Here is a 21,512-nt window from a genome sequence, read left to right as displayed (position 1 = left end):
CAGATATGGTCGGATGATCCGTGCATTTTTGCGCAAGTTAGGCATAATACGCGGCTTCGATTTTGACCCTTCAGACCTTTTCTTATGCACAAAGAACCTCGTAAGGTCCGTGAGTTTCGTCGCCGCGAGCAAGAAATTCTCGATACCGCGCTCAAGCTGTTCCTCGAACAAGGTGAAGACAGCGTCACCGTCGAGATGATTGCTGATGCCGTGGGTATCGGCAAAGGCACGATCTACAAACACTTCAAATCCAAGGCGGAGATCTATCTGCGCCTGATGCTCGACTACGAGCGCGATTTGAATGAGCTGCTGCATTCGGCCGACGTCGACAAGGACAAGGAGGCGCTGTCGCGCGCCTACTTCGAATTCCGCATGCGCGACCCGCAGCGCTATCGCCTGTTCGACCGTCTCGAAGAGAAAGTGGTCAAGGGCAATCAGGTGCCGGAGATGGTCGAGGAGCTGCACAAGATCCGCGCCTCGAACTTCGAACGCCTGACCCTGCTGATCAAGGGCCGCATCAGCGAAGGCAAGCTGGAAGACGTGCCGCCCTATTTCCATTACTGCGCCGCCTGGGCGCTGGTGCACGGCGCAGTTGCGCTGTATCACTCGCCGTTCTGGAGCAATGTGCTGGAAGATCAGGAAGGTTTCTTCCAGTTCCTGATGGACATCGGCGTGCGCATGGGCAACAAGCGCAAGCGTGATCCGGAAACGCCGAGCAGTTGAGTCATTCAGCTGCTCGATTGCGCCGTTATTTCGCCATTGGGCGCAATACCGCAGGAATATACTCAGGCATAGGGCTTGCTAAAACTTGATTTGTGAGTCAAGTTTTAGCGGCTCGAAATTCTATTGCCGGAGTGCTCATGATCGTTGACCGTCAAGGCAGGCGTTTTCGCAATTTGCGCATCAGCCTGACCTCTGCCTGCAATTACGCCTGCACCTACTGCGTGCCCAACGGCAAGCGGCTGGTCGCGGCGCAGGACGAATTGTCGGCCGACGCCATGGCGCGTGGCGTGGCGTACCTGATCGAAGCCGCCGGCATCGAACGCCTGCGCATCACCGGTGGCGAGCCACTGGTCAGCCCCAAGCTCGAATCCTTCATGAGCGCCATCGGCCAGATGGGCCTGGACGACATCAGCCTGACCACCAACGGTCAACTCCTCACGAAAAAGCTCCCGCTGCTGGTGGACGCCGGTCTGCGCCGGATCAACGTGTCCCTCGATACTCTCGACCCCGCCGCCTTCCGCAGCATCGCCCGCGGCGGCGACCTGGCGAGCGTGCTCGACGGCATGGAGCAGGCTGCGGCGGCAGGCATGAAAATCAAAGTCAACATGGTGCCGCTGCGTGGGCAGAACCTTGATCAGGTGCTGCCGTTGCTTGATTACTGCCTGGAGCGCGGGTTCGAATTGCGTTTCATCGAGCTGATGCGCATGGGCCACTTGGCCAAAGATGCCAACGCGTTCCTGCAACAGTTCGTCAGCCTGCAGCAATTGCTGACGCTGATCGGCGAGCGCTACGAGTATGCGCAAACTGACGCGCCAGTCGATGCCACGGCGGTGCGGTATGCGATTGCGGGACGCGGCAACTTCGGCGTGATCGCCAACGAAAGCGTGCCGTTCTGCAGAACCTGCTCGCGGTTGCGCCTGTCTTCCACCGGCTGGCTGCACGGTTGCCTGTCGTCGAGCAACCGCCACTATGTCGGCGACCTGCTCGACAAGCCGCGCCATGAGGCATTGCCGGCGTTGCAGCGTTTGCTGGTGAAAGCGTTGGGAGACAAACAGGAAGTGGCGTTCTCTGGCGGCGCTACTGTCATGAAGATTATCGGCGGCTGATGTGGCGAGGGAGCTTGCTCCCGCTGGGTTGCGAAGCGACCCCAAATCAATCCCCCAACAGACCTGTCCGCACACCGCAGCGCGCGGTTTTACGTCGGCTGCGCCGCCGAGCGGGAGCAAGCTCCCTCGCCACAAATAAAGCATTTCAGATTCGATACCTGCACATTCCTGCGAGCTGGCGCAAAAGCTGCATTCAATGGCCATTCGCCGGTTTTCCGTCACCGGCCTTTGGAGGAATAGGATGCGTAGCCTGGTTTTGCTGCTGGCCGTTTTGGCGCTTGGCGGCTGTATGACTGTCAGCGATATGGCCGAAGGCACTCGCGACCAGATGAGCGATGCAGGGTTGCTGGACCACAGCGACAGCCGGCGCGTGAACAATTTCCGCATTCAGCCGGACTCGTTCATCTACATCGCCCAGGGTGCTTTTGCCCCGCCGGGTGGTTCTTATCCTCGGCCAAACGTGGTCGCTGAAGAAGCCTTCAAGGGCTTTATCGAATACTTCCCGATGGTCCGCCGCGCCCGTGCGCCCGAAGGCCTCGACCAGGCCATGGGCGAAGCCCGCGATGCCGGCGCGCATTACCTGCTGTACACGCGTTTCGCCAGGGCTGACGACCGCATCGGCAACTCCGACGAGTGGCTGGATGAGGAAGCCGTGGATCGCCTTGGCATCGACGGCGGGGTGATTCAGATCATGTTGATCGAGACCAGTACCCAGTATTTGATTGATACTGCACGGATCAAGAGTCGTGGCGGTTTACTGACGTTCCACGATAACAAACCCGAGGACCTGATCGGCCCGCCGCTGACGCAATATGCGCGCAGCCTGCTGGGGATCGGCAACCCGTAAACACAGGAGTACGCCATGAGTGGCCCGCAAAAAGCCAATGACCTGTTGGGACAGATCCCGAAAACCAAAGGCTTGCCGCCGGTGCATTTGTGGAACCCGGATTTCTGTGGCGACATTGACATGCGCATTGCGCGCGACGGCACCTGGTATTACCTGGGCACGCCGGTCGGGCGCAAGCCGATGGTCAAGCTGTTCTCCACGATCATCCGTCGCGACGGTGATGATTACTTTCTGATCACGCCAGTCGAGAAAGTCGGGATCAAGGTCGATGACGCGCCCTTCGTGGCGATTGCAGTGGAGGTGGAAGGCGAGGGCGAGGCGCAGGTTTTGCGTTTTACCACCAACGTCGACGAAACCACCGAAGCGGGGCCTGAGCATCCGATCCGGGTCGAGATCGATCCGCAGACCCAGGAACCTGCGCCTTATGTGCATGTGCGCACCAACCTCGAAGCATTGATTCACCGTAATGTGTTTTACCAGTTGGTGGAACTGGCGGTGAGCCGCGAGATCGAGGGCCAGCGCTGGCTTGGGGTGTGGAGCGGCGGCGAGTTCTTTCGCATCGGTCTGGAACCCTGACTTAAATTCCCTTGTAGGAGTGAGCCTGCTCGCGATAGCGGTATGACAGTCGACATTTGCTTTGACTGGTACACCGCTATCGCGAGCAGGCTCACTCCTACATTTGTTTTGTGTTTCAGCTGAAAATCCTGGTTGACTGTTATTCATATGATGATTAGCGTAGGCACCCATCGCGATCTGCCTTGAGGTGTCCATGTCCAGCAGCTTTCATGCGTCGACGGTCGACTGGCTTGGCAGCTGGATTGCCGCCGGCCAGGTCAAACCGGGCCAGACCATCAAAGTCGAGGCAGATCTGGGCGAACAGCTGGGCGTCAGCCGCACGGTCATTCGCGAAGCGATCAAAACCCTCGTCGCCAAAGGCCTGCTCGAAGTCGGACCGAAAGTCGGCACGCGGGTGCTGCCGGTGCGGCGCTGGAACCTGTTTGATCCGCAAGTCGTCGGCTGGCTGTCGCGCAACGGCCTGCCGGAAAATTTCGTCGATGACCTGCTGGATTTACGCCGCACCATCGAACCGATGGCAGTGCGCTGGGCTTGCGAACGAGCCACGCCGGAGCAGATCGAAGCGGTGCAATTGGCCTATAACGCCCTTGAACGTGCCGTCGACAGCGGCAGCGATTACAACCGCGCCGACCAGGTCTTTCACGAATGCATTCTGGCCGCCAGCCATAACCAATTCATCGAGCAAATGGTCCCGGCCCTGGGCGCGCTGCTGGCGGTGTCATTCGAAGTGTCCGCCGCCGACCCCGATGAACTGCGCCGCACCTTGCCGATCCACAAAGACATGGCCGACGCCATCGCTGCGCGGGATTCGACCCGTGGTGTGTGGGCGTGCATGACACTGATCGACAACGCCGATCTGGCGATCAAACGGTTTTACCCGAAAGTCATGGCCGACAAAAAAGCCAGCTGAAAAGCCAGCTGACACACACAGCCCTTGTAGGAGTGAGCCTGCTCGCGATGGCGGCGTGTCAGGCGACACCGTTGGTACTGAACCACCGCTTTCGCGAGCAGGCTCACTCCTACAATGAAAACAACAAGAAACATGAAGGATCAGACATGACCTGCACCGCCCTGACCCAACACCGCGCGCAACTCGGCGAAGGCCCGTTCTGGGATGCGCCAGCCCAGGCGCTGTACTGGGTCGATATCGCCGGCAAACAAGCGCTGCGCCTGATCGGCCAGAACGTGCAAATCTGGCAAATGCCCGAGCACATCTCGGCATTCATCCCCTGCGCCAGCGGCGATGCACTGGTCACCCTGAGCAGCGGTGTCTATCGCCTCGACCTCGACTCTCCAGGCCTTGAACCAGGCCTGAGCCTGTTCTGTGTCGCCGATCCGCAACCGGGCAACCGTCCCAATGAAGCCCGTTGCGATGCCTTGGGCCGACTGTGGCTGGGCACCATGCAAAACAATATCGGCGAGCAGGGCGAGGATCTGCCGATTGTGCGCCGTTCTGGTGGGCTGTTCCGCGTCGATCCGGACCAGCGCGTCACACCGCTGTTGCTCGGGCTGGGCATTCCCAACACATTGCTCTGGAGCGATGACGGCACCACGCTGCTGTTTGGTGAGAGTCTCGACAGCACGCTCCATCGCTATTTCATTCACCCCGACGGTCATCTCGACGTCCCGCAGGTCTGGTACGGCCCGGACGCGCAGGGCGGTCCCGACGGTTCGGCGATGGACGCCGAAGGCTACGTATGGAACGCCCGGTGGGACGGCAGTTGCCTGTTGCGCCTGACGCCTGAAGGGCAGGTGGACCGTAAAATCGATCTGCCCGTCAGTCGCCCGACCAGTTGTGTATTCGGTGGCGAAGACCTGAAAACCCTGTACATCACCAGCGCCAAGAGTCCGCTCGACCACCCCCTGGATGGCGCCGTGCTGACAATGCGCGTCGATGTTGCAGGAAAACTCTGTACGCGTTTTGCTGGTTAAATCCCAAAATATGGGATGCAAAATTATATATTGAGATTATTTGCGGGTCGGGTTTATAGTCGGCTCCAGCAGTAACACGCACTCACACTTAAAAAGAACAAAACAGGTGAAGTGATGCAGCGAATCTTGATTGCACTCCCCAGCGGAGTCCGCGTCTCGCAACGGCTCAGTGCCGTGAGCGACGCCTGTCTGTTTGATTCCCCATGCCGTCAAAACCGGACATCCATCGATGCCCGGTTTTTTTGCGCCTGCGCGCAGGAGGCCTGAGCCATGGCTGAAGCGCTGACATTGCCAGCCGTGCCGCCACCGCCGAAAGGTGAGCGCCTGAAAAACAAAGTGGTGTTGCTGACCGGCGCCGCGCAAGGCATCGGTGAGGCGATCGTCGCGGCTTTCGCTTCGCAGCAGGCAAAGCTGCTGATCAGCGATATCCAGGCCGACAAGGCCGAGCAGGTCGCCGCCCATTGGCGCGGTCAGGGCCATGATGTGCAGGCGCTCAAGGTTGACGTGTCGAACCAGCAGGAGCTGCACGCCCTGGCCAGACGCGCGGTGGAGTTGCATGGCCGCATCGATGTGCTGGTCAACTGCGCCGGGGTCAATGTCTTCCGCGATCCGCTGCAAATGACCGAAGAAGACTGGCGCCGTTGCTTCGCAATCGATCTGGATGGCGCCTGGTATGGCTGTAAAGCCGTGCTGCCGCAAATGATCGAGCAGGGCGTCGGCAGCATCATCAATATCGCCTCGACCCATTCCAGCCACATCATTCCCGGCTGCTTTCCGTACCCGGTGGCCAAGCACGGTCTGCTCGGCCTGACCCGCGCCCTCGGCATTGAATACGCGCCGAAGGGTATTCGCGTCAATGCGATTGCGCCTGGCTACATCGAAACGCAATTGAATGTCGACTACTGGAACGGTTTCGCCGACCCGCAGGCCGAGCGTCAGCGTGCTTTCGACCTGCATCCGCCCAAGCGCATCGGTCAGCCGATTGAGGTGGCGATGACCGCGGTGTTCCTGGCCAGCGACGAAGCACCGTTTATCAACGCCTCGTGCATCACCATCGATGGTGGACGCTCGGTGATGTACCACGACTGAATAAAGCGGATTCCGAGCGCTGAACTACGCTTGAAATCCAATCATCATACGATATGACTATTTTTACCCAGCTTTGCAGCAGTATGTGTCACGCCACCACACCTGTGGCGAGGGAGCTCGCTCCCGCTCGGCTGCGCAGCAGTCGTAAATTCGGGCCACCTGGTGTGTCTGATTGACCGAGGTAACCGGTTTTAGGGCCGCTTCGCAGCCCAGCGGGAGCAAGCTCCCTCGCCACAAGCTGTTAAATTTGCTCAAAAAAAATAACAAGGAGTCATCTGATGAAACGTCGTTTCGGGATTCGTACCCTGTGCAGCACTGCCCTGGCGGTCACTGCGTTCAGCCTGAGCAGTGCGCTGCTCGCCGCCGATGCGGTGAAGATCGGTTTTTTGGTCAAGCAGGCCGAAGAACCGTGGTTCCAGACCGAGTGGGCTTTTGCCGAAAAAGCCGCCAAGGACAAGGGCTTTGAGCTGATCAAGATCGCCGTGCCGGATGGCGAGAAAACCCTCTCGGCCATCGACAGCCTGGCGGCGAATGGCGCCAAGGGCTTCGTGATCTGCCCGCCGGATGTGTCCCTCGGCCCGGCCATCATGGCCAAAGCCAAACTCAACGACCTGAAAGTGATTGCCGTGGACGACCGCTTCGTCGATGCCAACGGCAAGTTCATGGAAGACGTGCCGTACCTGGGCATGGCTGCATTCGAAGTCGGCCAAAAGCAGGGCGCCGCCATGGCCGCGGAAGCGAAAAAGCGTAACTGGGACTGGAAAGACACCTACGCGGTCGTTAACACCTACAACGAACTCGACACCGGCAAGAAGCGCACCGACGGTTCGGTCGATGCCCTGAAGAAGGCCGGGATGCCTGCGGACCACATCCTCTTCGCCGCGCTGAAAACCCTCGACGTGCCGGGCAGCATGGACGCCACCAACTCAGCGTTGGTGAAACTGCCGAGTGCGGCGAAAAACCTGATCATTGGCGGCATGAACGACAACACCGTGCTTGGCGGCGTGCGCGCCACCGAAGCCGCCGGTTTTGCCGCCGCCAACGTGATCGGCATCGGCATCAACGGTACCGACGCCATTGGCGAATTGAAAAAGCCTAACAGCGGCTTCTTCGGTTCGATGCTGCCAAGCCCGCACATCGAAGGCTACAAGACCGCCGAGATGATGTACGAGTGGGTCACCACCGGCAAAGAACCGCCGAAGTACACCGCCATGGATGACGTCACCCTGATCACCCGCGAGAACTTCAAGCAAGAGCTGGAAAAAATCGGCTTGTGGAACTGAGCCAGCGACGGCCCGGGCAGCCGGGCCGTTTTTCGGTGTGAAGAGGTGGCTTTATGCACGCGCAAGTACAGACACAACAACACAGCGCCAGTGGCAGCCTGCGTTTTAACGGGATCGGCAAAAGCTTTCCCGGCGTAAAAGCGCTCGACGGCATCAGCTTCGTCGCTCATCCCGGGCAGGTTCATGCCTTGATGGGCGAGAACGGCGCGGGCAAATCGACCCTGCTGAAGATCCTGGGTGGCGCCTATATTCCCAGCAGCGGCGAACTGCAGATCGGCGAGCAGACGATGGCGTTCAAGTCCACCGCCGACAGCATTGGCAGTGGCGTCGCGGTGATTCACCAGGAGCTGCATCTGGTTCCGGAAATGACCGTGGCCGAGAATCTGTTTCTTGGCCATCTGCCGGCCAGTTTCGGCCTGATCAATCGCGGCGTATTGCGTCAGCAAGCCTTGAGTTGCCTCAAAGGCCTGGCCGATGAAATCGACCCGCAGACCAAAGTCGGACGCTTGTCGCTCGGCCAGCGGCAGTTGGTGGAAATCGCCAAGGCGTTGTCCCGTGGCGCCCATGTCATCGCTTTCGACGAGCCGACCAGCAGCCTTTCGGCCCGCGAGATCGACCGCTTGATGGCGATCATCGGCCGCCTGCGCGACGAGGGCAAAGTCGTGCTCTACGTTTCCCATCGCATGGAAGAAGTGTTCCGCATCTGCGACGCCGTCACGGTGTTCAAGGACGGCCGCTACGTGCGCACCTTCGACGACATGAGCCAGTTGACCCACGATCAATTGGTGACGTGCATGGTCGGGCGTGACATTCAGGACATCTACGATTATCGCCACCGCCCACGCGGCGCCGTGGCGCTGAAAGTTGATGGGCTGCTCGGCCCGGGCCTGCGCGAGCCGATCAGTTTCGAGGCGCACAAGGGCGAAATCCTTGGCCTGTTCGGACTGGTCGGAGCAGGGCGTACCGAGCTGTTTCGTTTGCTCAGCGGCCTGGAGCGCCACACCGCCGGACGCCTTGAATTGCGCGGCCACGAATTGACGTTGCGCTCACCGCGCGATGCGATTGCCGCGGGGATTCTGCTGTGCCCGGAGGATCGCAAGAAGGAAGGCATCATCCCGCTGGCCAGCGTTGCCGAGAACATCAACATCAGCGCCCGCGGTGCGCATTCGAGCCTGGGCTGTCTGATCCGTGGCTTGTGGGAAAAGGACAATGCCGACAAGCAGATCAAGGCCCTGAAAGTGAAAACCCCGCACGCCGGGCAGCAGATCAAATTTCTTTCCGGCGGCAACCAGCAGAAGGCCATTCTTGGCCGCTGGCTGTCGATGCCGATGAAAGTGCTGCTGCTCGACGAACCGACCCGTGGCATCGACATCGGCGCGAAGGCGGAGATCTACCAGATCATCCACAACCTCGCCGCCGACGGTATTTCGGTGATTGTGGTGTCCAGCGACCTGATGGAAGTGATGGGCGTTTCCGACCGCATCCTGGTGCTGTGCGAAGGCGCCCTGCGCGGCGAAGTCAGCCGTGACCAGGCCAATGAATCCAACCTGCTGCAACTGGCTTTGCCGCGCCACCGCGCTGACGGCGTGGCGAACTGAGAGGTGACTATGATGACAACCCAAAACGAAACCCTGCCGACCGCGCGCAAACCCCTGGATCTGCGCCGCTTCCTCGATGACTGGGTCATGCTGCTCGCGGCCGTCGGTATTTTTGTCGCCTGTACGCTGCTGATCGATAACTTCCTCTCGCCATTGAACATGCGCGGTCTGGGCCTGGCGATTTCCACCACCGGCATCGCCGCATGCACCATGCTCTATTGCCTGGCGTCCGGGCACTTCGACCTGTCGGTCGGCTCGGTGATTGCCTGTGCCGGCGTGGTCGCGGCGGTCGTCATGCGCGACACCAACAGCGTGTTCCTCGGTGTCAGCGCAGCGCTGGTGATGGGCCTGATCGTCGGGCTGATCAATGGCATCGTGATCGCCAAGTTGCGAGTCAACGCGTTGATCACCACGTTGGCGACGATGCAGATTGTTCGTGGTCTGGCGTATATCTTTGCCAACGGCAAAGCGGTTGGCGTGTCGCAGGAATCGTTCTTCGTGTTCGGTAACGGCCAATTGTTCGGTGTGCCGGTGCCGATCCTGATCACCATCGTCTGCTTCCTGTTCTTCGGCTGGCTGCTGAATTACACCACCTACGGGCGCAACACCATGGCCATTGGTGGCAACCAGGAAGCGGCGCTGTTGGCAGGTGTGAACGTTGACCGGACCAAGATCATAATCTTCGCCGTGCACGGCGTGATTGGTGCGCTGGCTGGTGTGATCCTGGCTTCGCGGATGACTTCCGGGCAGCCAATGATTGGCCAGGGTTTCGAACTCACGGTGATATCTGCCTGCGTACTGGGCGGGGTGTCGCTGAGCGGCGGCATCGGCATGATCCGCCATGTGATTGCCGGGGTGTTGATTCTGGCGATTATCGAGAATGCGATGAACCTGAAGAACATTGATACGTTTTATCAGTATGTGATTCGCGGTTCGATCTTGCTTTTGGCCGTCGTCATTGACCGCTTGAAACAACGCTGACACAACCTAACCCCTGTAGGAGTGAGCCTGCTCGCGATAGCATTCTTTCAGCCACATTGATGCTGGATGTGCTGACGTAATCGCGAGCAGGCTCACTCCTACAGGGATCGCGCTACTCTCCTCCTTCTGTCACCTTCCCTCAAATATCCCTTGCCCGCCGCCTGCCGTTTCGGTTATCACTTTGTACATGATTAGACAGGTACGATTTGACAAGAAAAAAAGGGTGGTCGACGAGCTCGTTCGACGCATCGAAAGCGGCCTGATGGAGGACGGCTTTCTGTTGCCCGGCGAACACCAGTTGGCTCAAGAATTCCAGGTCAGCCGTGGCACGCTGCGCGAAGCGCTGGCCGAACTGAAGCGGCGCAATTACATCGCCACGCAAAGCGGGGTTGGCTCGATCGTCACCTACGACGGTGTTGCCCTCGACCAGCGCAGCGGCTGGGCGCAGGCGCTGGCCGACAGCGGGGCGCTGATCAACACTGAAGTGTTGCGCCTCGAAGCCGTGACCCGTCCGGATCTGCTGGTGCGGTTCGGCACCGATCAATTCATCACCCTCGACCGTCGCCGGCGTGCCACCGACGGTACGCTGGTGTCTCTGGAACGTGCATTGATGCCCGCCAACGGCGGCCTGGAAAGCCTGCCGCGCGTCGGTCTGATCGACAATTCCCTGACCATCACCCTGGCCGCCTACGGCTACATCGGCGAGCGCGGCGATCAGTGGATCGGCGCCGAGCCGCTGAACGCCGAAGACGCCGAACTGCTCGGCCGTCCGGTCGGCACGGTGTTTCTCAAAGCCCTGCGCACCACGTACGACCGGCAGAACCGTTTCATGGAGCAGGTCGAAAGCCTGCTCGACCCGGTGCATTTTCGTCTGCACCTGCAATTTGGAGAATCGCAATGACCACGCTCAACCGTGCGCTTGGCGCTTTCTATGGTCTGGCCCTGGGTGATGCGCTAGGCATGCCGACCCAATCGCTGGACCGCGAAACCATCAAAAGCCGTTTTGGCCAGATCACCGATCTGCAGGACGCCGGACCGCTGCAACCGATCGCCGCGAACATGCCCAAAGGCTCGATCACCGACGACACCGAACAGGCAATCCTGGTTGGCGAGTTGCTGGTCGAAGGCCAGGGCCGCATCGAGCCGGCCATCCTCGCCCAGCGCTTGATCGAATGGGAAGCCGAGATGCAGGCCAAAGGCTCGCAGGATTTGCTCGGCCCCTCGACCAAACGTGCCATTGAAATGATCCTCGCCGGCCATTCGCCCGAAGAAGCCGGGCGCTATGGCACCACCAACGGCGCGGCGATGCGGATTACCCCGGTCGGCATTGCGGCGAATGTCGCTGATACCGAGCATTTTATCGCGGCCGTGGTGCAAGCCTGTCAGGTGACCCACAACACCACACTGGGGATTTCCAGTGCGGCGGCGGTGGCGGCGGTGGTGTCCGCTGGTATCAATGGCGTCGACCTGGGCGAGGCGTTGAACCTCGGTCAGCACATTGCCCAGCAAGCCGAAGCCCACGGACACTGGGTGGCGGGTGGGCGCATCGCCTCCCGGATCAGCTGGGCGCGCAGCATCAGCGTCGACAGCGATAAGGCATTGCTCGCCGACCTGCTCTACGACGTGATCGGCACCTCGGTGGCGTCGCAGGAGTCGGTGGTGGTTTCATTCGCACTGGCCCAACAAGTGGCCATTGGTGAGATGAGCGCATTCGAAGCGCTGTGCATGGCCGCCAGTCTGGGGGGCGACACAGATACCATCGCGGCGATTCTCGGGGCGATGCTCGGTGCCTGTCTGGGGCTTGAGTGTTGGCCTGTGCCGATGATTGAAACGGTGAAAGCGGTTAATCATCTGGAGCTTGAGCCGTTGGTGCAGGGTCTGTTGGCGTTGCGTTGACAGGGCTGGCCTCTTCGCGAGCAGGCTCGCTCCCACAGGGGGATGTGAACACCACAAATCCAGTGTGGGAGCGAGCCTGCTCGCGAAAGGGGCGGCGCATTTCTGAAATATTCACAAAGCAATGGATCGCACAGACAGGCTCGGAAGGCCAATGGTCATGTCGTTTTGCATCATTGCCACAACCACAAAAAAGGCAAACAGGAGCACGTTCATGAGTTCAACAACCACCGGGCAAAGCGTCGGGCAGCTGGAAACCCGCGGCATCGAGCCCGTGCCGGAAGCCGAGTGCAACGGCCATCCGCTGCAGCTGTTCTGGGTCTGGTTCGCCGCCAATATTTCCATTCTCGGTTTGCCGTTGGGTGCGACGCTGGTGGCGTTTCGCGGTCTGGCGATCTGGCAAGCGATCATCGTCGCCATTCTTGGCGCGGCCGGTTCGTTTGCCGTGGTCGGGATCATCTCCATCGCCGGCCGTCGTGGCCGCGCACCAAGCCTGACGCTGTCCCGCGCGATCTTCGGGGTACGCGGCAACATCGGCCCGACACTGGTCTCGCTGATGTCGCGGCTGGGCTGGGAAACCGTCAACACCACCACGGCGGCGTTCGTGCTGCTATCGCTGTGTTCGATGCTGTTCGGCTCGCCGGTGGAGGCCAAAAGCGCGCCGTTGCTGACATTGGTCTTCATTGCGATTTTCGTGTTGCTGACGTTGGCGGTGTCGGGTCTCGGCCACGCGACCTTGCTGGTAATCCAGAAATGGGCGACCTACGTGTTCGGCGCGCTGAACATTCTGGTCGGCGGTTTTCTCTGCGCAACCATCGACTGGAGCGCAGTGTTCAATGCCACGCCGGCGCCGCTGAGCGCGATGATCATCGGCATCGGCACCATGGCCGCCGGCACCGGGATCGGCTGGGCCAATGCCGGCGCGGACATGTCGCGCTATCAGCACCGCAGCGTCAAAGCCGTGCGGCTGGTGGCGTCGGCAGCGTTCGGCGCAGGCATTCCGCTGGTGCTGCTGATCACCCTCGGCGGCTTGCTCTCGGTGGGCAACAACGACCTGGCGTCAGCGACTGACCCGATCGTGGCCATACGCGACATGTTGCCGACGTGGATGGCCGTGCCGTACCTGATCACCGCGTTCGGCGGTCTGCTGCTGTCGAACAACCTGTCGGTGTACTCGGCCGGTCTGACCACGCTGACCCTTGGCCTCAAGGTCAAGCGCGTCTACGCAGTGGTGGTCGACATCGTCGCGATCTTCGCCGGTTCGATCTACTTCATGCTGATCGCTGACAGCTTTTACGGCCCGTTCATCACCTTCATTTCCCTGTTGGCCGTGCCGATCACCGCATGGGTCGGGATCTTCGTGGTCGATCTGATTCACCGTCATTACTACAGTCCGCAAGACCTGCTCGACGTCAGTCCTCGCAGCGCCTACTGGTACAGCGGTGGCATCGAGTGGCGTGCATTCGGCGCCTGGGCCATTGCCATCGTGCTGGGGTTCAGCTTCACCACCATCGGCACCACCGCCGAGAACGTCTGGTTCAAGGGCTTTCTGTCCGACTCGTGGCTGGGCCATAACGGCCTCGGCTGGATCGTGACCTTCGTTGTGGCCGGTGGCATTTACTTCCTCCTCGGCGGGGCGAAGGATCGCCGCGCCGCGCCAACCGAGAATGCCCATGCCTAAGCTGTTGCACACCGGCCAGGTCATCATCGACCTGGTCATGGCCGTGGAAAAACTGCCGCAAATCGGCGGTGATGTACTGGCGCAGTCGGCCGGATTCGAAGCGGGTGGCGGGTTCAATGTGATGGCGGCGGCGGCGCGCAATGGCTTGCCGGTGGTTTATCTGGGGCGCCACGGCAGCGGGCGTTTCGGCGACCTGGCGCGCCAGGCGATGAACGCCGAAGGCATTCGCATCGGCATCCGTAAACCGGCGCTGCGCGATACCGGTCTGTGTGTGGCGCTGACCGATGCGTCGGCCGAGCGCAGTTTCATTTCGTACATCGGCGCAGAAGGCGAGGTCACCGAGGAGGATCTGAACAGCGTCGCTGCCGAGGCCGGCGACTACGTTTATCTCAGCGGTTACAGCTTGCTCCACGCCGGCAAGGCCCAGGCCTTGCTCGACTGGACGCTGGCATTGCCGGCAACGGTTCACGTGGTATTCGATCCCGGGCCGTTGGTGGAATCGCCGGATTCGCCGCTGATGCAGGCGCTGCTGCCGCGCATCGATGTGTGGACCAGCAACAGCGTCGAGGCGCTGCGTTTTACCGGTGCCGAGGACATCGCTGTGGCGCTGGATCGTCTCGCCGGGCATCTGCCGGCCAACGTGCTGATGGTGGTGCGCGACGGGCCGCAAGGCTGCTGGATTCATCAGGCCGGCGAGCGTCGCCACGTGCCGGGTTTTGCCGTGCACGCGGTGGACAGTAACGGGGCTGGCGATGCTCATGCCGGGGTGTTTATAGCGGGATTGGCACGAGGGCTGGATGCACCGGAAGCGGCGCGGCGGGCGAATGCCGCGGCGGCGTTGGCCGTGACGCGCTGGGGGCCGGCGACTGCGCCGGGGGTGGCTGAGGTGGATGCGTTTATCCGCGAGTCCTGCGGTGGCTGATCCGAAGCCTTCGCGAGCAGGCTCGCTCCTACAGGGGGAACGCTTTCCAACTGTAGGAGTGAGCCTGCTCGCGATAGCGTTGTGTCAGGTAATGAATGTGTTGAATAGCACTCCGCCATCGCGAGCAGGCTCACTCCTACAGGGGATTTGCGTCGGGATCAGTGACTGAGTAAATCCACAAGGGCCTGCGCGCCCTTCTGCAACGGCTGGCTCTTGAGCCACACCGCATGCACCGGCATGACCAGCCCATTTTCAATGTTGCGAAAACTCAGCCGTTTCAACCGCCCGGCCTCCAGCCATGGCTGCACCACCGACAGCGGAAAGTTTCCCCAGCCCAACCCCGCCTCGACCATTTCCATCGCCGTCTCCAGGCTGTCCGTGCGCCAATACGATTCAGCCACCAACGGCCGGGTTTCACTGATCGGCAAGTCACGGCTGGCGACGATGATCTGCCGCACTTGCACCAGATCCTCCAGAAACACATCCCGCCCCTGCAACAGCGGACTGTCCGCCGCCAGTGTGGCGATCATGCGTTCGCTGCCGACGAACTGGAACTGCTCCAACACATTCACACTCAACCCGGCAAAGGCCAGGCACACACTGACCCGGCCGCTGTGCAGCATCGCCAGCACATCATCTTGCGGGGCAGTCAGCACTTCGATGTCGAGCAACGGATGACGCTCGGCGATCAACTTGATCGCAACCAGCAACCGCCGCCGATCAATGTCCGCAACCACGCCAATCGACAACTTGCTTTCCAGCCCCAGCGATAACTCCACCGCATGCACTCGCAACTGCTTGAGCTGCTCGGCGATCAATCGTGCGTGAGGTACCAGTGATTGCGCCATGGCGGTGGGCTGGGGTTCGCGATGGCTGCGGTCGAACAAGGCGTAGCCAAGCTCGGCCTCCAGGTTGGCGATGCCCATGCTCACCGCCGACGGCGCTTTGCCCAGCTGCCGCGCGGCAGCGGAAAACGAGCCGCGTTCAATCACGGCGAGGAACAATTCGATGCTGTCGCTGTTGAAGCTCACACTCACCACCTATCAATAAAACTGAAAGCTAACGACTTTTTCTGTCAGCGCCATTGAAGCTATCTTTCGTCGCCTCCGCCAGCCCGGCTGGCCAAACATTCAGCAAAAAAGAGGCAAACCTGCATGCAAGGCGTGAAACGCAAACTGGTCTACGTGTCGCTCTACGAAATAATCGGCATGACCTTCTCGGCCCTCGGCCTGGCGTTGTTATCGGGCACATCGCCGGGCAGCACCGGGCCACTGGCGGTGATCATTACCACCATCGCCGTCACCTGGAATTTCATCTACACCTCGTTGTTCGAACACTGGGAAAGCCGCCAGGTTTCACGCACCCGCACGGTGAAACGGCGCATCGCCCATGCCGTGGGCTTTCAACTGACGTTGATCGTGTTCCTGATTCCGTTGATTGCGTGGTGGATGAACATCAGTCTGGTGCAAGCGTTCCTGCTGGACCTGGCGCTGATCATTTTCATCCCGTGCTACACGTTTGCGTTCAACTGGCTGTTTGACCGGGTTTTTGGATTGCCCGCCTCGGCGCTGCCGGATGAGGCGGCTGCGGCCTGATGACCGGCAGGCACGACCAGGCGGCCGGTCTTGAGCACCTGCGGCCAACGGCTGCCGCAGGCGGCAAGCGCCGCCTCCCCCCGGCAGCCCTCTGCAGCTCCATAAGCTATTGAAATAAAAGACGTTGCGCATCAGGCACAGTAATTGCTCCGCAACTGCCACCCGCAATTACCTACAGGTCTACTCCTATGTTGGTCAGTGCCAAACAACAACAAATCATTCACCTGCCCAAAGCGTTGAACGACGATGCAACGTCCACGGCGGCGGCCGGTCTGCAAGGTGGTTTGCATGGGGCCATGCTGCAAACCCTGCAAAACCAGATACAGACACAAAACACCGAAACCAGCACCAAAGTGCAAGACTCGGCCACGCAGATCGCCACACAGCAAGTCAGTGAAGCCACGCGTATCAGCGACAACGTCGACGAAGCATTCGCCAAGACCCGCGTTGGCCTGCAATCGACTGACACTACGGTTGCCGCACGAACCGCGACTGATGAATTCAAGGATTACATGAGCAAGACGCCGGAACAGCGGCTGCGCGACAGCATCCTGCAAGAGTTGGGACTGACCGAAGACGATATCAAAGCCATGCCGCCAGAGAAGCAATTGGCGATCGGTAAAGAGATCGCCGAGCGTATGCAGGATAAGATGAAGTTGGCAGAGGCGGACAAAGACAATGACGTGAAGGACACTGACAAGCAGGCGGACAAGTTTCTGGCTGCGCTTTGATCTTTGAGTAAACCTTGAATCAATTGTGAGAGCGAGCCTGCTCGCCAACGTGCTGGATCAATCAACGTTGGTGTTGAATGCGCCGCCGTTTTCGCGAGCAGGCTCGCTCCCACAGATTCTTCGCCGATCGGTATGGATCAGTTCAACTGTAACGTCTCATTGAACTGACTGATCGCATCCACCACGTGCCGCGATCCCTGCTGGATCTCCAGAATCACCTCCCCCGCCTCGTTCGCCAGCTCCACGCCCAGCCCGGTGCGGCTCAGGCTCGATTGCATGCTCGACACGGCGCTCAGCGACAAGTCATGGTTCCTGCGTACCACATCGACAATTTCCAGGGTGGCCTGACTGGTTCGCGCCGCCAGGCTGCGCACCTCATCGGCCACGACGGCGAAACCGCGCCCGTGCTCACCGGCCCGCGCGGCTTCAATCGCAGCGTTGAGCGCCAGCAAATTGGTCTGATCGGCAATGCCGCGAATGGTCTGGACGATGCTGCCGATGATGTCCGACTGTTTGCTCACCGCATCAATGCTCACCGCCGCTTCATTCAGATCGCGGGAAATGTCCTGAATGATTTGCACGGTCTGCTGCACGACCTGTGAGCCTTTTTGCGCGCAGGCATCGTTTTGTACCGAAGTGCTGTGGGCCGATTCCGCAGCATTCTGCAACGTGGTCATTTGCTGGGTGATGTCACTGGCGAACTTCACTACTTTGTACAACCGGCCCTTGGCGTCGAACAACGGGTTGTAAGACGCTTCGAGATAAACCATCTGCCCGGCCTTGTTCTTGCGCTCGAAGCGGTGCGAGTGATATTCGCCGCGGTTGAGCGAGGCCCAGAACGCCTTGTAGTGCGCTGATTCGGCTTCGGCGCGATGGCAAAACAGGCTGTGGTGCTGGCCGACGATTTCGTTGAGCGAGTACTGCATGGTTTGCAAGAAGTTGTCGTTGGCCGTGATGACGTTGCCTTGCGGGGTGAACTCAATGACGGCCATTGAGCGGCCGATCGCCGCGAGCATGGCTTCCTCTTCGTGTTGTTTGTTGATTCGCGCGGTAATGTCCGCTGCGACCTTGATCACACTTCTGACTTGCTTGTCGGGGCCATAGACCGGCATGTAACTGGCCTCAAGCCAGATTTCCCTGCCGCTCTTGTTCAAGCGCAGAAAAGTCCCGCTGAGTGGCTCGCCGCGGGCCAGATCGCGCCACAACCGGGCATAGTCTTCACTGCGATAAAACCCTTCTTCGCAGAATATCCGGTGGTGTTTGCCGCGCACTTCTTCGGCGCTGTAACCCATGGTCTTGCAGAAGTTTTCATTGGCATCCAGAACGATGCCTTCAGGGGTGAATTCGATCATCGCCATGGAACGGCTGATCGCCTCCAGCTTGGCGTTGGCCTCGGTCAAGGCGCAACTGAAGCGTTCAATCTGCTGCAAGTCAGCCTTGTGATGTAGGTTGAACATGGTTCTATCACCTTTCGCGCGATCTTTGGTTTGATGAAAGTGCAGGTCTTTCAAGATCTACCACTACGTTCCACAGAACAGGCACACGCCTTCCTCCACGGGAGGAAGTTGTCAGGTGATAAATGATGATCAATCGGAGAGTCCATGCAGCGACGCTCTAATCAAGACATCCTTTTCTTGATAGCCCGCACGCGGGCCAGCCCTAACGCGCTGAAGAACTTCCATGTCAGAACCGCTCCTTGTTGGTTCAGTGTCGGTGCCTTGATTGCGCACTCTGGCAGCATGAATTCACACCAACCTGCGCACATGGCATGCCATGACGGTCGACATGGTTAGTTACCAGCAAGCATAGCCAGCCCGACGCCGGGCGCAAGGCCACTAGTCGGCCACTATCTGGCACTTTTTGCACAAGAAACGGTTCAGCGCAGCGGAGAAAAGGCTGCCGGGGCAGGCGCTATCGCGAGCAGGCTCGCTCCCACAGGGGAATCCATTTCCCTGTAGGAGTGAGCCTGCTCGCGATAGCGGTAGTTGCAGCACTACAGAAACATCAGAAAAATCCTACAAACTTCCGCTCACCTTCGCCGCCACTTCCCCCGGCACCCAAGCCGTCCAGACCTGCGGCTGATCACGCAAAAACGCCTCGGCCACCGCGCGCGGCTGCAATCGTTTTTCGCTCATTTTCGCCAAAGTCTGGTTCAACAGATCAATCGGCAGGTCGACTTTCTCGAAGACCGCGACCAACTCCGGGTACTGCGCCTTGAACGGTGCCGATACGCCAATCGCCAGGCTGGCCGGCATCGACCGCGTGCCCCGTGGATTGGGGTGGTTGGCATCGGCCAGGGTTTTCCACGCCTCGGCGTCGAAGGGCGGCTCCTCCAGCTTCACCAATTTGAACCGACCGAGCAGCGGCGTCGGTGACCAGTAATAAAACAGTACCGGTTTGCCGCGCTTGATCGACGATGCCACTTCGGCATCCAATGCCGCGCCGGAGCCGGTGCGGAAGTTGACGTAACTGTCGGTCAGGGCATACGCCTTGAGTTTCTGGCTGTTGACGATTTCCGACGTCCAGCCGGTCGGGCTGTTGAGAAAACGCCCGCGTGAGGGATCTTCCGGGTCGCGGAACACGTCCTTGTAGCGCGGCAGATCAGCCACCGATTTCAGCTCTGGCGCGAGCGCTTTGATGCCGTGTTCGGGGTCGCCCTTGATCACGTACTCCGGCACCCACCAGCCTTCGGTGGCGCCTTTGACCGTGTCACCGAGGCCAAACACCTTGCCCTCGGCGGCCGCTTTGACCCACGCCGGACTGCGCCCGGCCCACTCCTCGCCGATCACCTGGATATCGTTTTTGGCCAGGGCCGCCTCCAGGCTGACGGTACTGCCGGGCAGCGTATCGGTCGGATAGCCGTAGCCTTTTTCGACGATCAGACGCAGCACTTCGGTAATGAAACTGCCGCTCTCCCAAGTGATATCGCCGAAGTGGATTGGCGCGTTTTTGTCTGCCGCTGAAACCGCGCCGACACTCAGGCTCAGCGCCAGCAGCGTACGTCCGAGCAGGGTTTTGAACGATCTCATGCGGACCTCTTTTTCAGGAATTGATTGGCGCTGTGCCGGTCGCACAGCGCTTGAGAACGGGCCATGTACACGCTGACCGAACGCTGCGAGATGCCCAGTTCGGCAGCGATTTGCGGGTAGGTCAGGCCATCGATGCGCGCCAATAGAAAGGTCGAACGGACCTTGGCCGGCAAACGATGCAGGCTGTGGTCGAGACGATCAAAGGTTTGCGCGAGCTGTACGAGGTCTTCAGGCGACTGGGCGAAATCAACATCAATCTGCTGCCGATACCGCCGCTCCAGCGCCGCACGCCGCCAGCGCTGATAAAGCAGGCGTTGAGCGATGGTTGTCAGCAAGGCGCGGGGTTCGCGAATCGCCGTCAGCGCCGGCGCTTCAAGCAATTGCGCGAAGGTCTCCGCGGCAATGTCTTCAACGCTGGCGGCGTCCGCCAGATGCCGGCGCACGAATGTGCAGAGCCAGCGATAGTGGGCGCGAAACAGGCCGTCCACAGTATGGCGATGGGAAAGGTCGGCGCCGGACATAGGGGCTCCTGGGTAAGGGGTCGCTGAATGTCCGGTCGTCCGGTGGCGCGATCGTAGCGTGCCGCCTTATTCTTTAAAAATACTTATATTTCATCCCTATATTCCACAGAGAAATATAGCTCGCCGTGCTTCAGCGTAATCGCCCATAGCCCAGAACTTCAGCCTCCCGCTGATAGTCGAGCAAAACCTGATAGTCGCGCTCACTGGCCGCCATCACCTCGGCCAGCCCCAAGGTTTGCGCCACCTCAGGCAGTTCGCGCAAGGCCTGATTCATCGCCTGCCGTAACACCTCGACTTGAGCGTCCGTCGCGCTGGCAACGGTGATAAACGGCAACGTCGGACTGACAGCGCTGCGCGCGACCACACTCAATCCGGCGACTTCATGCGCGGCGTGCCGGGCCAGAAAGGCGTAGGTGACGCTGTCGATGGCAGCCAGATCGGCGCGATTTTCGCGCAGCCAGCGCAAGCTTTCACGGTGACCGCCGCTGATGCCGACCGACCCGAAGAACTGGCCGTGCCGATGCAACGGCGCCAGGCGCTGACGAAACAGATTCATGCCGCTGTTGGAGTCCTCGCTGTTGATCACGGCGCGACTGTTGCGAAAGTCCGCGAGCTGTTTTCGCGGGTCGTCAGCGCGACCAAGAATCAGGCTGCAATGGTTGCCGGCGCTGGCGTCGGGCAGTTCATAGCGTGGCCGGCCGATGACTCGGACCGCGCAGCGTAACGCCGTCATCAGCGGATACCCGCAGGTTTGCGTGAGCAGCAGGTGCGGTGATCGCCAGAGCTCGGGCAGCGATAGATGGGTCGCGTCGAGACGGCTGTGGCCCAGGTGTTCAAGGATGCGCGTAAGCCATAGTTCGTTGGCCAGGCGGATGGGCTCGGGGGCTGGGTACATCAGCAGTTCGGCGTGGTGTTGGGCCATGCATATTCTCCCCGACGACAATTACCAATGTAGGAGTGAGCCTGCTCGCGATAGCGGTGTGTCAGTCCACATTGATTTATCTG

The 21,512-nt window shown here is 60.1% G+C and carries 21 protein-coding genes; 16 read left to right on the top strand and 5 right to left on the bottom strand.

The features are described 5' to 3' along the window. The first annotated feature begins 84 nt into the window (after positions 1-84). The 14 genes from HU765_RS12200 to HU765_RS12135 all read left to right on the top strand — a co-directional run bounded on the left by HU765_RS12200 (position 85) and on the right by HU765_RS12135 (position 14,631). Positions 85-723: a TetR/AcrR family transcriptional regulator gene (locus tag HU765_RS12200; protein WP_090285183.1), complete on the top strand. Its 639-nt coding sequence runs from the start codon at positions 85-87 to the stop codon at positions 721-723. A 137-nt stretch (positions 724-860) separates the two neighbouring features. Beyond that, on the top strand, positions 861-1,829 hold the full coding sequence (locus tag HU765_RS12195; protein WP_186620737.1) for a radical SAM protein: 969 nt from the start codon (positions 861-863) through the stop codon (positions 1,827-1,829). 241 nt (positions 1,830-2,070) lie between these two features. Further along, positions 2,071-2,676: a DUF4823 domain-containing protein gene (locus HU765_RS12190; RefSeq protein ID WP_186620729.1), complete on the top strand. Its 606-nt coding sequence runs from the start codon at positions 2,071-2,073 to the stop codon at positions 2,674-2,676. A 15-nt stretch (positions 2,677-2,691) separates the two neighbouring features. Further along, positions 2,692-3,252 carry a DUF1285 domain-containing protein gene (locus tag HU765_RS12185; protein WP_186620728.1) on the top strand — a complete coding sequence of 187 codons (561 nt, stop codon included), beginning with the start codon at positions 2,692-2,694 and terminating at the stop codon, positions 3,250-3,252. A 193-nt stretch (positions 3,253-3,445) separates the two neighbouring features. Continuing rightward, positions 3,446-4,162, top strand: coding sequence for a FadR/GntR family transcriptional regulator (locus tag HU765_RS12180; RefSeq protein WP_186546980.1), 717 nt, complete (start codon positions 3,446-3,448; stop codon positions 4,160-4,162). 146 nt (positions 4,163-4,308) lie between these two features. After that, positions 4,309-5,184, top strand: coding sequence for an SMP-30/gluconolactonase/LRE family protein (locus tag HU765_RS12175; RefSeq protein WP_186620724.1), 876 nt, complete (start codon positions 4,309-4,311; stop codon positions 5,182-5,184). Positions 5,185-5,454: 270 nt separating this feature from the next. Further along, positions 5,455-6,273, top strand: a complete 819-nt coding sequence (locus tag HU765_RS12170) for an SDR family oxidoreductase (RefSeq protein ID WP_186620722.1) — start codon at positions 5,455-5,457, stop codon at positions 6,271-6,273. A 278-nt stretch (positions 6,274-6,551) separates the two neighbouring features. Next, positions 6,552-7,556, top strand: coding sequence for a substrate-binding domain-containing protein (locus HU765_RS12165; RefSeq protein ID WP_186546983.1), 1,005 nt, complete (start codon positions 6,552-6,554; stop codon positions 7,554-7,556). Positions 7,557-7,609: 53 nt separating this feature from the next. Further along, a complete protein-coding gene (araG, locus tag HU765_RS12160) occupies positions 7,610-9,154 on the top strand; it encodes an L-arabinose ABC transporter ATP-binding protein AraG (protein WP_186620719.1) in 1,545 nt (514 codons plus the stop codon). 12 nt (positions 9,155-9,166) lie between these two features. After that, positions 9,167-10,135: an L-arabinose ABC transporter permease AraH gene (gene araH / locus HU765_RS12155; RefSeq protein WP_186546985.1), complete on the top strand. Its 969-nt coding sequence runs from the start codon at positions 9,167-9,169 to the stop codon at positions 10,133-10,135. A 187-nt stretch (positions 10,136-10,322) separates the two neighbouring features. Beyond that, positions 10,323-11,036: a GntR family transcriptional regulator gene (locus HU765_RS12150; RefSeq protein WP_186620717.1), complete on the top strand. Its 714-nt coding sequence runs from the start codon at positions 10,323-10,325 to the stop codon at positions 11,034-11,036. Then, positions 11,033-12,031 carry an ADP-ribosylglycohydrolase family protein gene (locus tag HU765_RS12145; RefSeq protein WP_186620715.1) on the top strand — a complete coding sequence of 333 codons (999 nt, stop codon included), beginning with the start codon at positions 11,033-11,035 and terminating at the stop codon, positions 12,029-12,031. The genes HU765_RS12150 and HU765_RS12145 overlap by 4 nt, the downstream gene beginning before the upstream one ends. Before the next feature lie 211 nt (positions 12,032-12,242). Further along, positions 12,243-13,709 carry a cytosine permease gene (locus HU765_RS12140; RefSeq protein ID WP_186620702.1) on the top strand — a complete coding sequence of 489 codons (1,467 nt, stop codon included), beginning with the start codon at positions 12,243-12,245 and terminating at the stop codon, positions 13,707-13,709. Then, entirely contained in the window at positions 13,702-14,631 is a 930-nt protein-coding gene (locus tag HU765_RS12135) for a PfkB family carbohydrate kinase (protein ID WP_186620694.1), read from the top strand. The genes HU765_RS12140 and HU765_RS12135 overlap by 8 nt, the downstream gene beginning before the upstream one ends. 158 nt (positions 14,632-14,789) lie before the next feature. Here the strand turns inward: HU765_RS12135 and HU765_RS12130 are convergent, their stop codons facing one another. Then, positions 14,790-15,662, bottom strand: a complete 873-nt coding sequence (locus tag HU765_RS12130) for a LysR substrate-binding domain-containing protein (RefSeq protein WP_186620693.1) — start codon at positions 15,660-15,662, stop codon at positions 14,790-14,792. Positions 15,663-15,785: 123 nt separating this feature from the next. Between HU765_RS12130 and HU765_RS12125 the strand changes: the two genes are divergently transcribed. Next, on the top strand, positions 15,786-16,226 hold the full coding sequence (locus HU765_RS12125) for a PACE efflux transporter (protein WP_186620691.1): 441 nt from the start codon (positions 15,786-15,788) through the stop codon (positions 16,224-16,226). A gap of 188 nt (positions 16,227-16,414) precedes the next feature. Continuing rightward, entirely contained in the window at positions 16,415-16,957 is a 543-nt protein-coding gene (locus HU765_RS12120; RefSeq protein WP_186620686.1) for a hypothetical protein, read from the top strand. A 137-nt stretch (positions 16,958-17,094) separates the two neighbouring features. Here the strand turns inward: HU765_RS12120 and HU765_RS27035 are convergent, their stop codons facing one another. The 4 genes from HU765_RS27035 to HU765_RS12100 all read right to left on the bottom strand — a co-directional run bounded on the left by HU765_RS27035 (position 17,095) and on the right by HU765_RS12100 (position 21,429). Beyond that, entirely contained in the window at positions 17,095-18,414 is a 1,320-nt protein-coding gene (locus HU765_RS27035) for a methyl-accepting chemotaxis protein (RefSeq protein ID WP_186620684.1), read from the bottom strand. Between the two features lie 558 nt (positions 18,415-18,972). Then, the gene (locus tag HU765_RS12110) at positions 18,973-19,986 is read right to left on the bottom strand and encodes an ABC transporter substrate-binding protein (protein ID WP_186620683.1); all 1,014 of its coding nucleotides are present in this window, start codon (positions 19,984-19,986) and stop codon (positions 18,973-18,975) included. After that, complete coding sequence (locus HU765_RS12105) at positions 19,983-20,507, bottom strand: sigma-70 family RNA polymerase sigma factor (protein WP_186620682.1); 525 nt, start codon at positions 20,505-20,507, stop codon at positions 19,983-19,985. The genes HU765_RS12110 and HU765_RS12105 overlap by 4 nt, the downstream gene beginning before the upstream one ends. A 130-nt stretch (positions 20,508-20,637) precedes the next feature. Continuing rightward, positions 20,638-21,429, bottom strand: a complete 792-nt coding sequence (locus HU765_RS12100) for a PhnD/SsuA/transferrin family substrate-binding protein (protein ID WP_186620681.1) — start codon at positions 21,427-21,429, stop codon at positions 20,638-20,640. Between the last annotated feature and the right edge of the window lie 83 nt (positions 21,430-21,512).

The sequence above is a fragment of the Pseudomonas sp. SWRI81 genome (assembly GCF_014268545.1).
Taxonomy (GTDB): Bacteria; Pseudomonadota; Gammaproteobacteria; order Pseudomonadales; family Pseudomonadaceae; genus Aquipseudomonas; species Aquipseudomonas hamedanensis.
This window is presented reverse-complemented; position numbering and strand designations above follow the sequence as displayed.

Coding starts and splice junctions, on each gene's coding strand:
- HU765_RS12185 (WP_186620728.1), top strand. CDS start 2,692: ATGAGTGGCCCGCAAAAAGCCAATGACCTGTTGGGACAGATCCCGAAA.
- HU765_RS12135 (WP_186620694.1), top strand. CDS start 13,702: ATGCCTAAGCTGTTGCACACCGGCCAGGTCATCATCGACCTGGTCATG.
- HU765_RS12200 (WP_090285183.1), top strand. CDS start 85: ATGCACAAAGAACCTCGTAAGGTCCGTGAGTTTCGTCGCCGCGAGCAA.
- HU765_RS12145 (WP_186620715.1), top strand. CDS start 11,033: ATGACCACGCTCAACCGTGCGCTTGGCGCTTTCTATGGTCTGGCCCTG.
- HU765_RS12110 (WP_186620683.1), bottom strand. CDS start 19,986: ATGAGATCGTTCAAAACCCTGCTCGGACGTACGCTGCTGGCGCTGAGC.
- HU765_RS27035 (WP_186620684.1), bottom strand. CDS start 18,414: ATGTTCAACCTACATCACAAGGCTGACTTGCAGCAGATTGAACGCTTC.
- araG (WP_186620719.1), top strand. CDS start 7,610: ATGCACGCGCAAGTACAGACACAACAACACAGCGCCAGTGGCAGCCTG.
- HU765_RS12150 (WP_186620717.1), top strand. CDS start 10,323: ATGATTAGACAGGTACGATTTGACAAGAAAAAAAGGGTGGTCGACGAG.
- HU765_RS12100 (WP_186620681.1), bottom strand. CDS start 21,429: ATGGCCCAACACCACGCCGAACTGCTGATGTACCCAGCCCCCGAGCCC.
- HU765_RS12120 (WP_186620686.1), top strand. CDS start 16,415: ATGTTGGTCAGTGCCAAACAACAACAAATCATTCACCTGCCCAAAGCG.
- HU765_RS12175 (WP_186620724.1), top strand. CDS start 4,309: ATGACCTGCACCGCCCTGACCCAACACCGCGCGCAACTCGGCGAAGGC.
- HU765_RS12125 (WP_186620691.1), top strand. CDS start 15,786: ATGCAAGGCGTGAAACGCAAACTGGTCTACGTGTCGCTCTACGAAATA.
- HU765_RS12165 (WP_186546983.1), top strand. CDS start 6,552: ATGAAACGTCGTTTCGGGATTCGTACCCTGTGCAGCACTGCCCTGGCG.
- HU765_RS12180 (WP_186546980.1), top strand. CDS start 3,446: ATGTCCAGCAGCTTTCATGCGTCGACGGTCGACTGGCTTGGCAGCTGG.
- HU765_RS12170 (WP_186620722.1), top strand. CDS start 5,455: ATGGCTGAAGCGCTGACATTGCCAGCCGTGCCGCCACCGCCGAAAGGT.
- HU765_RS12195 (WP_186620737.1), top strand. CDS start 861: ATGATCGTTGACCGTCAAGGCAGGCGTTTTCGCAATTTGCGCATCAGC.
- HU765_RS12190 (WP_186620729.1), top strand. CDS start 2,071: ATGCGTAGCCTGGTTTTGCTGCTGGCCGTTTTGGCGCTTGGCGGCTGT.
- araH (WP_186546985.1), top strand. CDS start 9,167: ATGACAACCCAAAACGAAACCCTGCCGACCGCGCGCAAACCCCTGGAT.
- HU765_RS12105 (WP_186620682.1), bottom strand. CDS start 20,507: ATGTCCGGCGCCGACCTTTCCCATCGCCATACTGTGGACGGCCTGTTT.
- HU765_RS12140 (WP_186620702.1), top strand. CDS start 12,243: ATGAGTTCAACAACCACCGGGCAAAGCGTCGGGCAGCTGGAAACCCGC.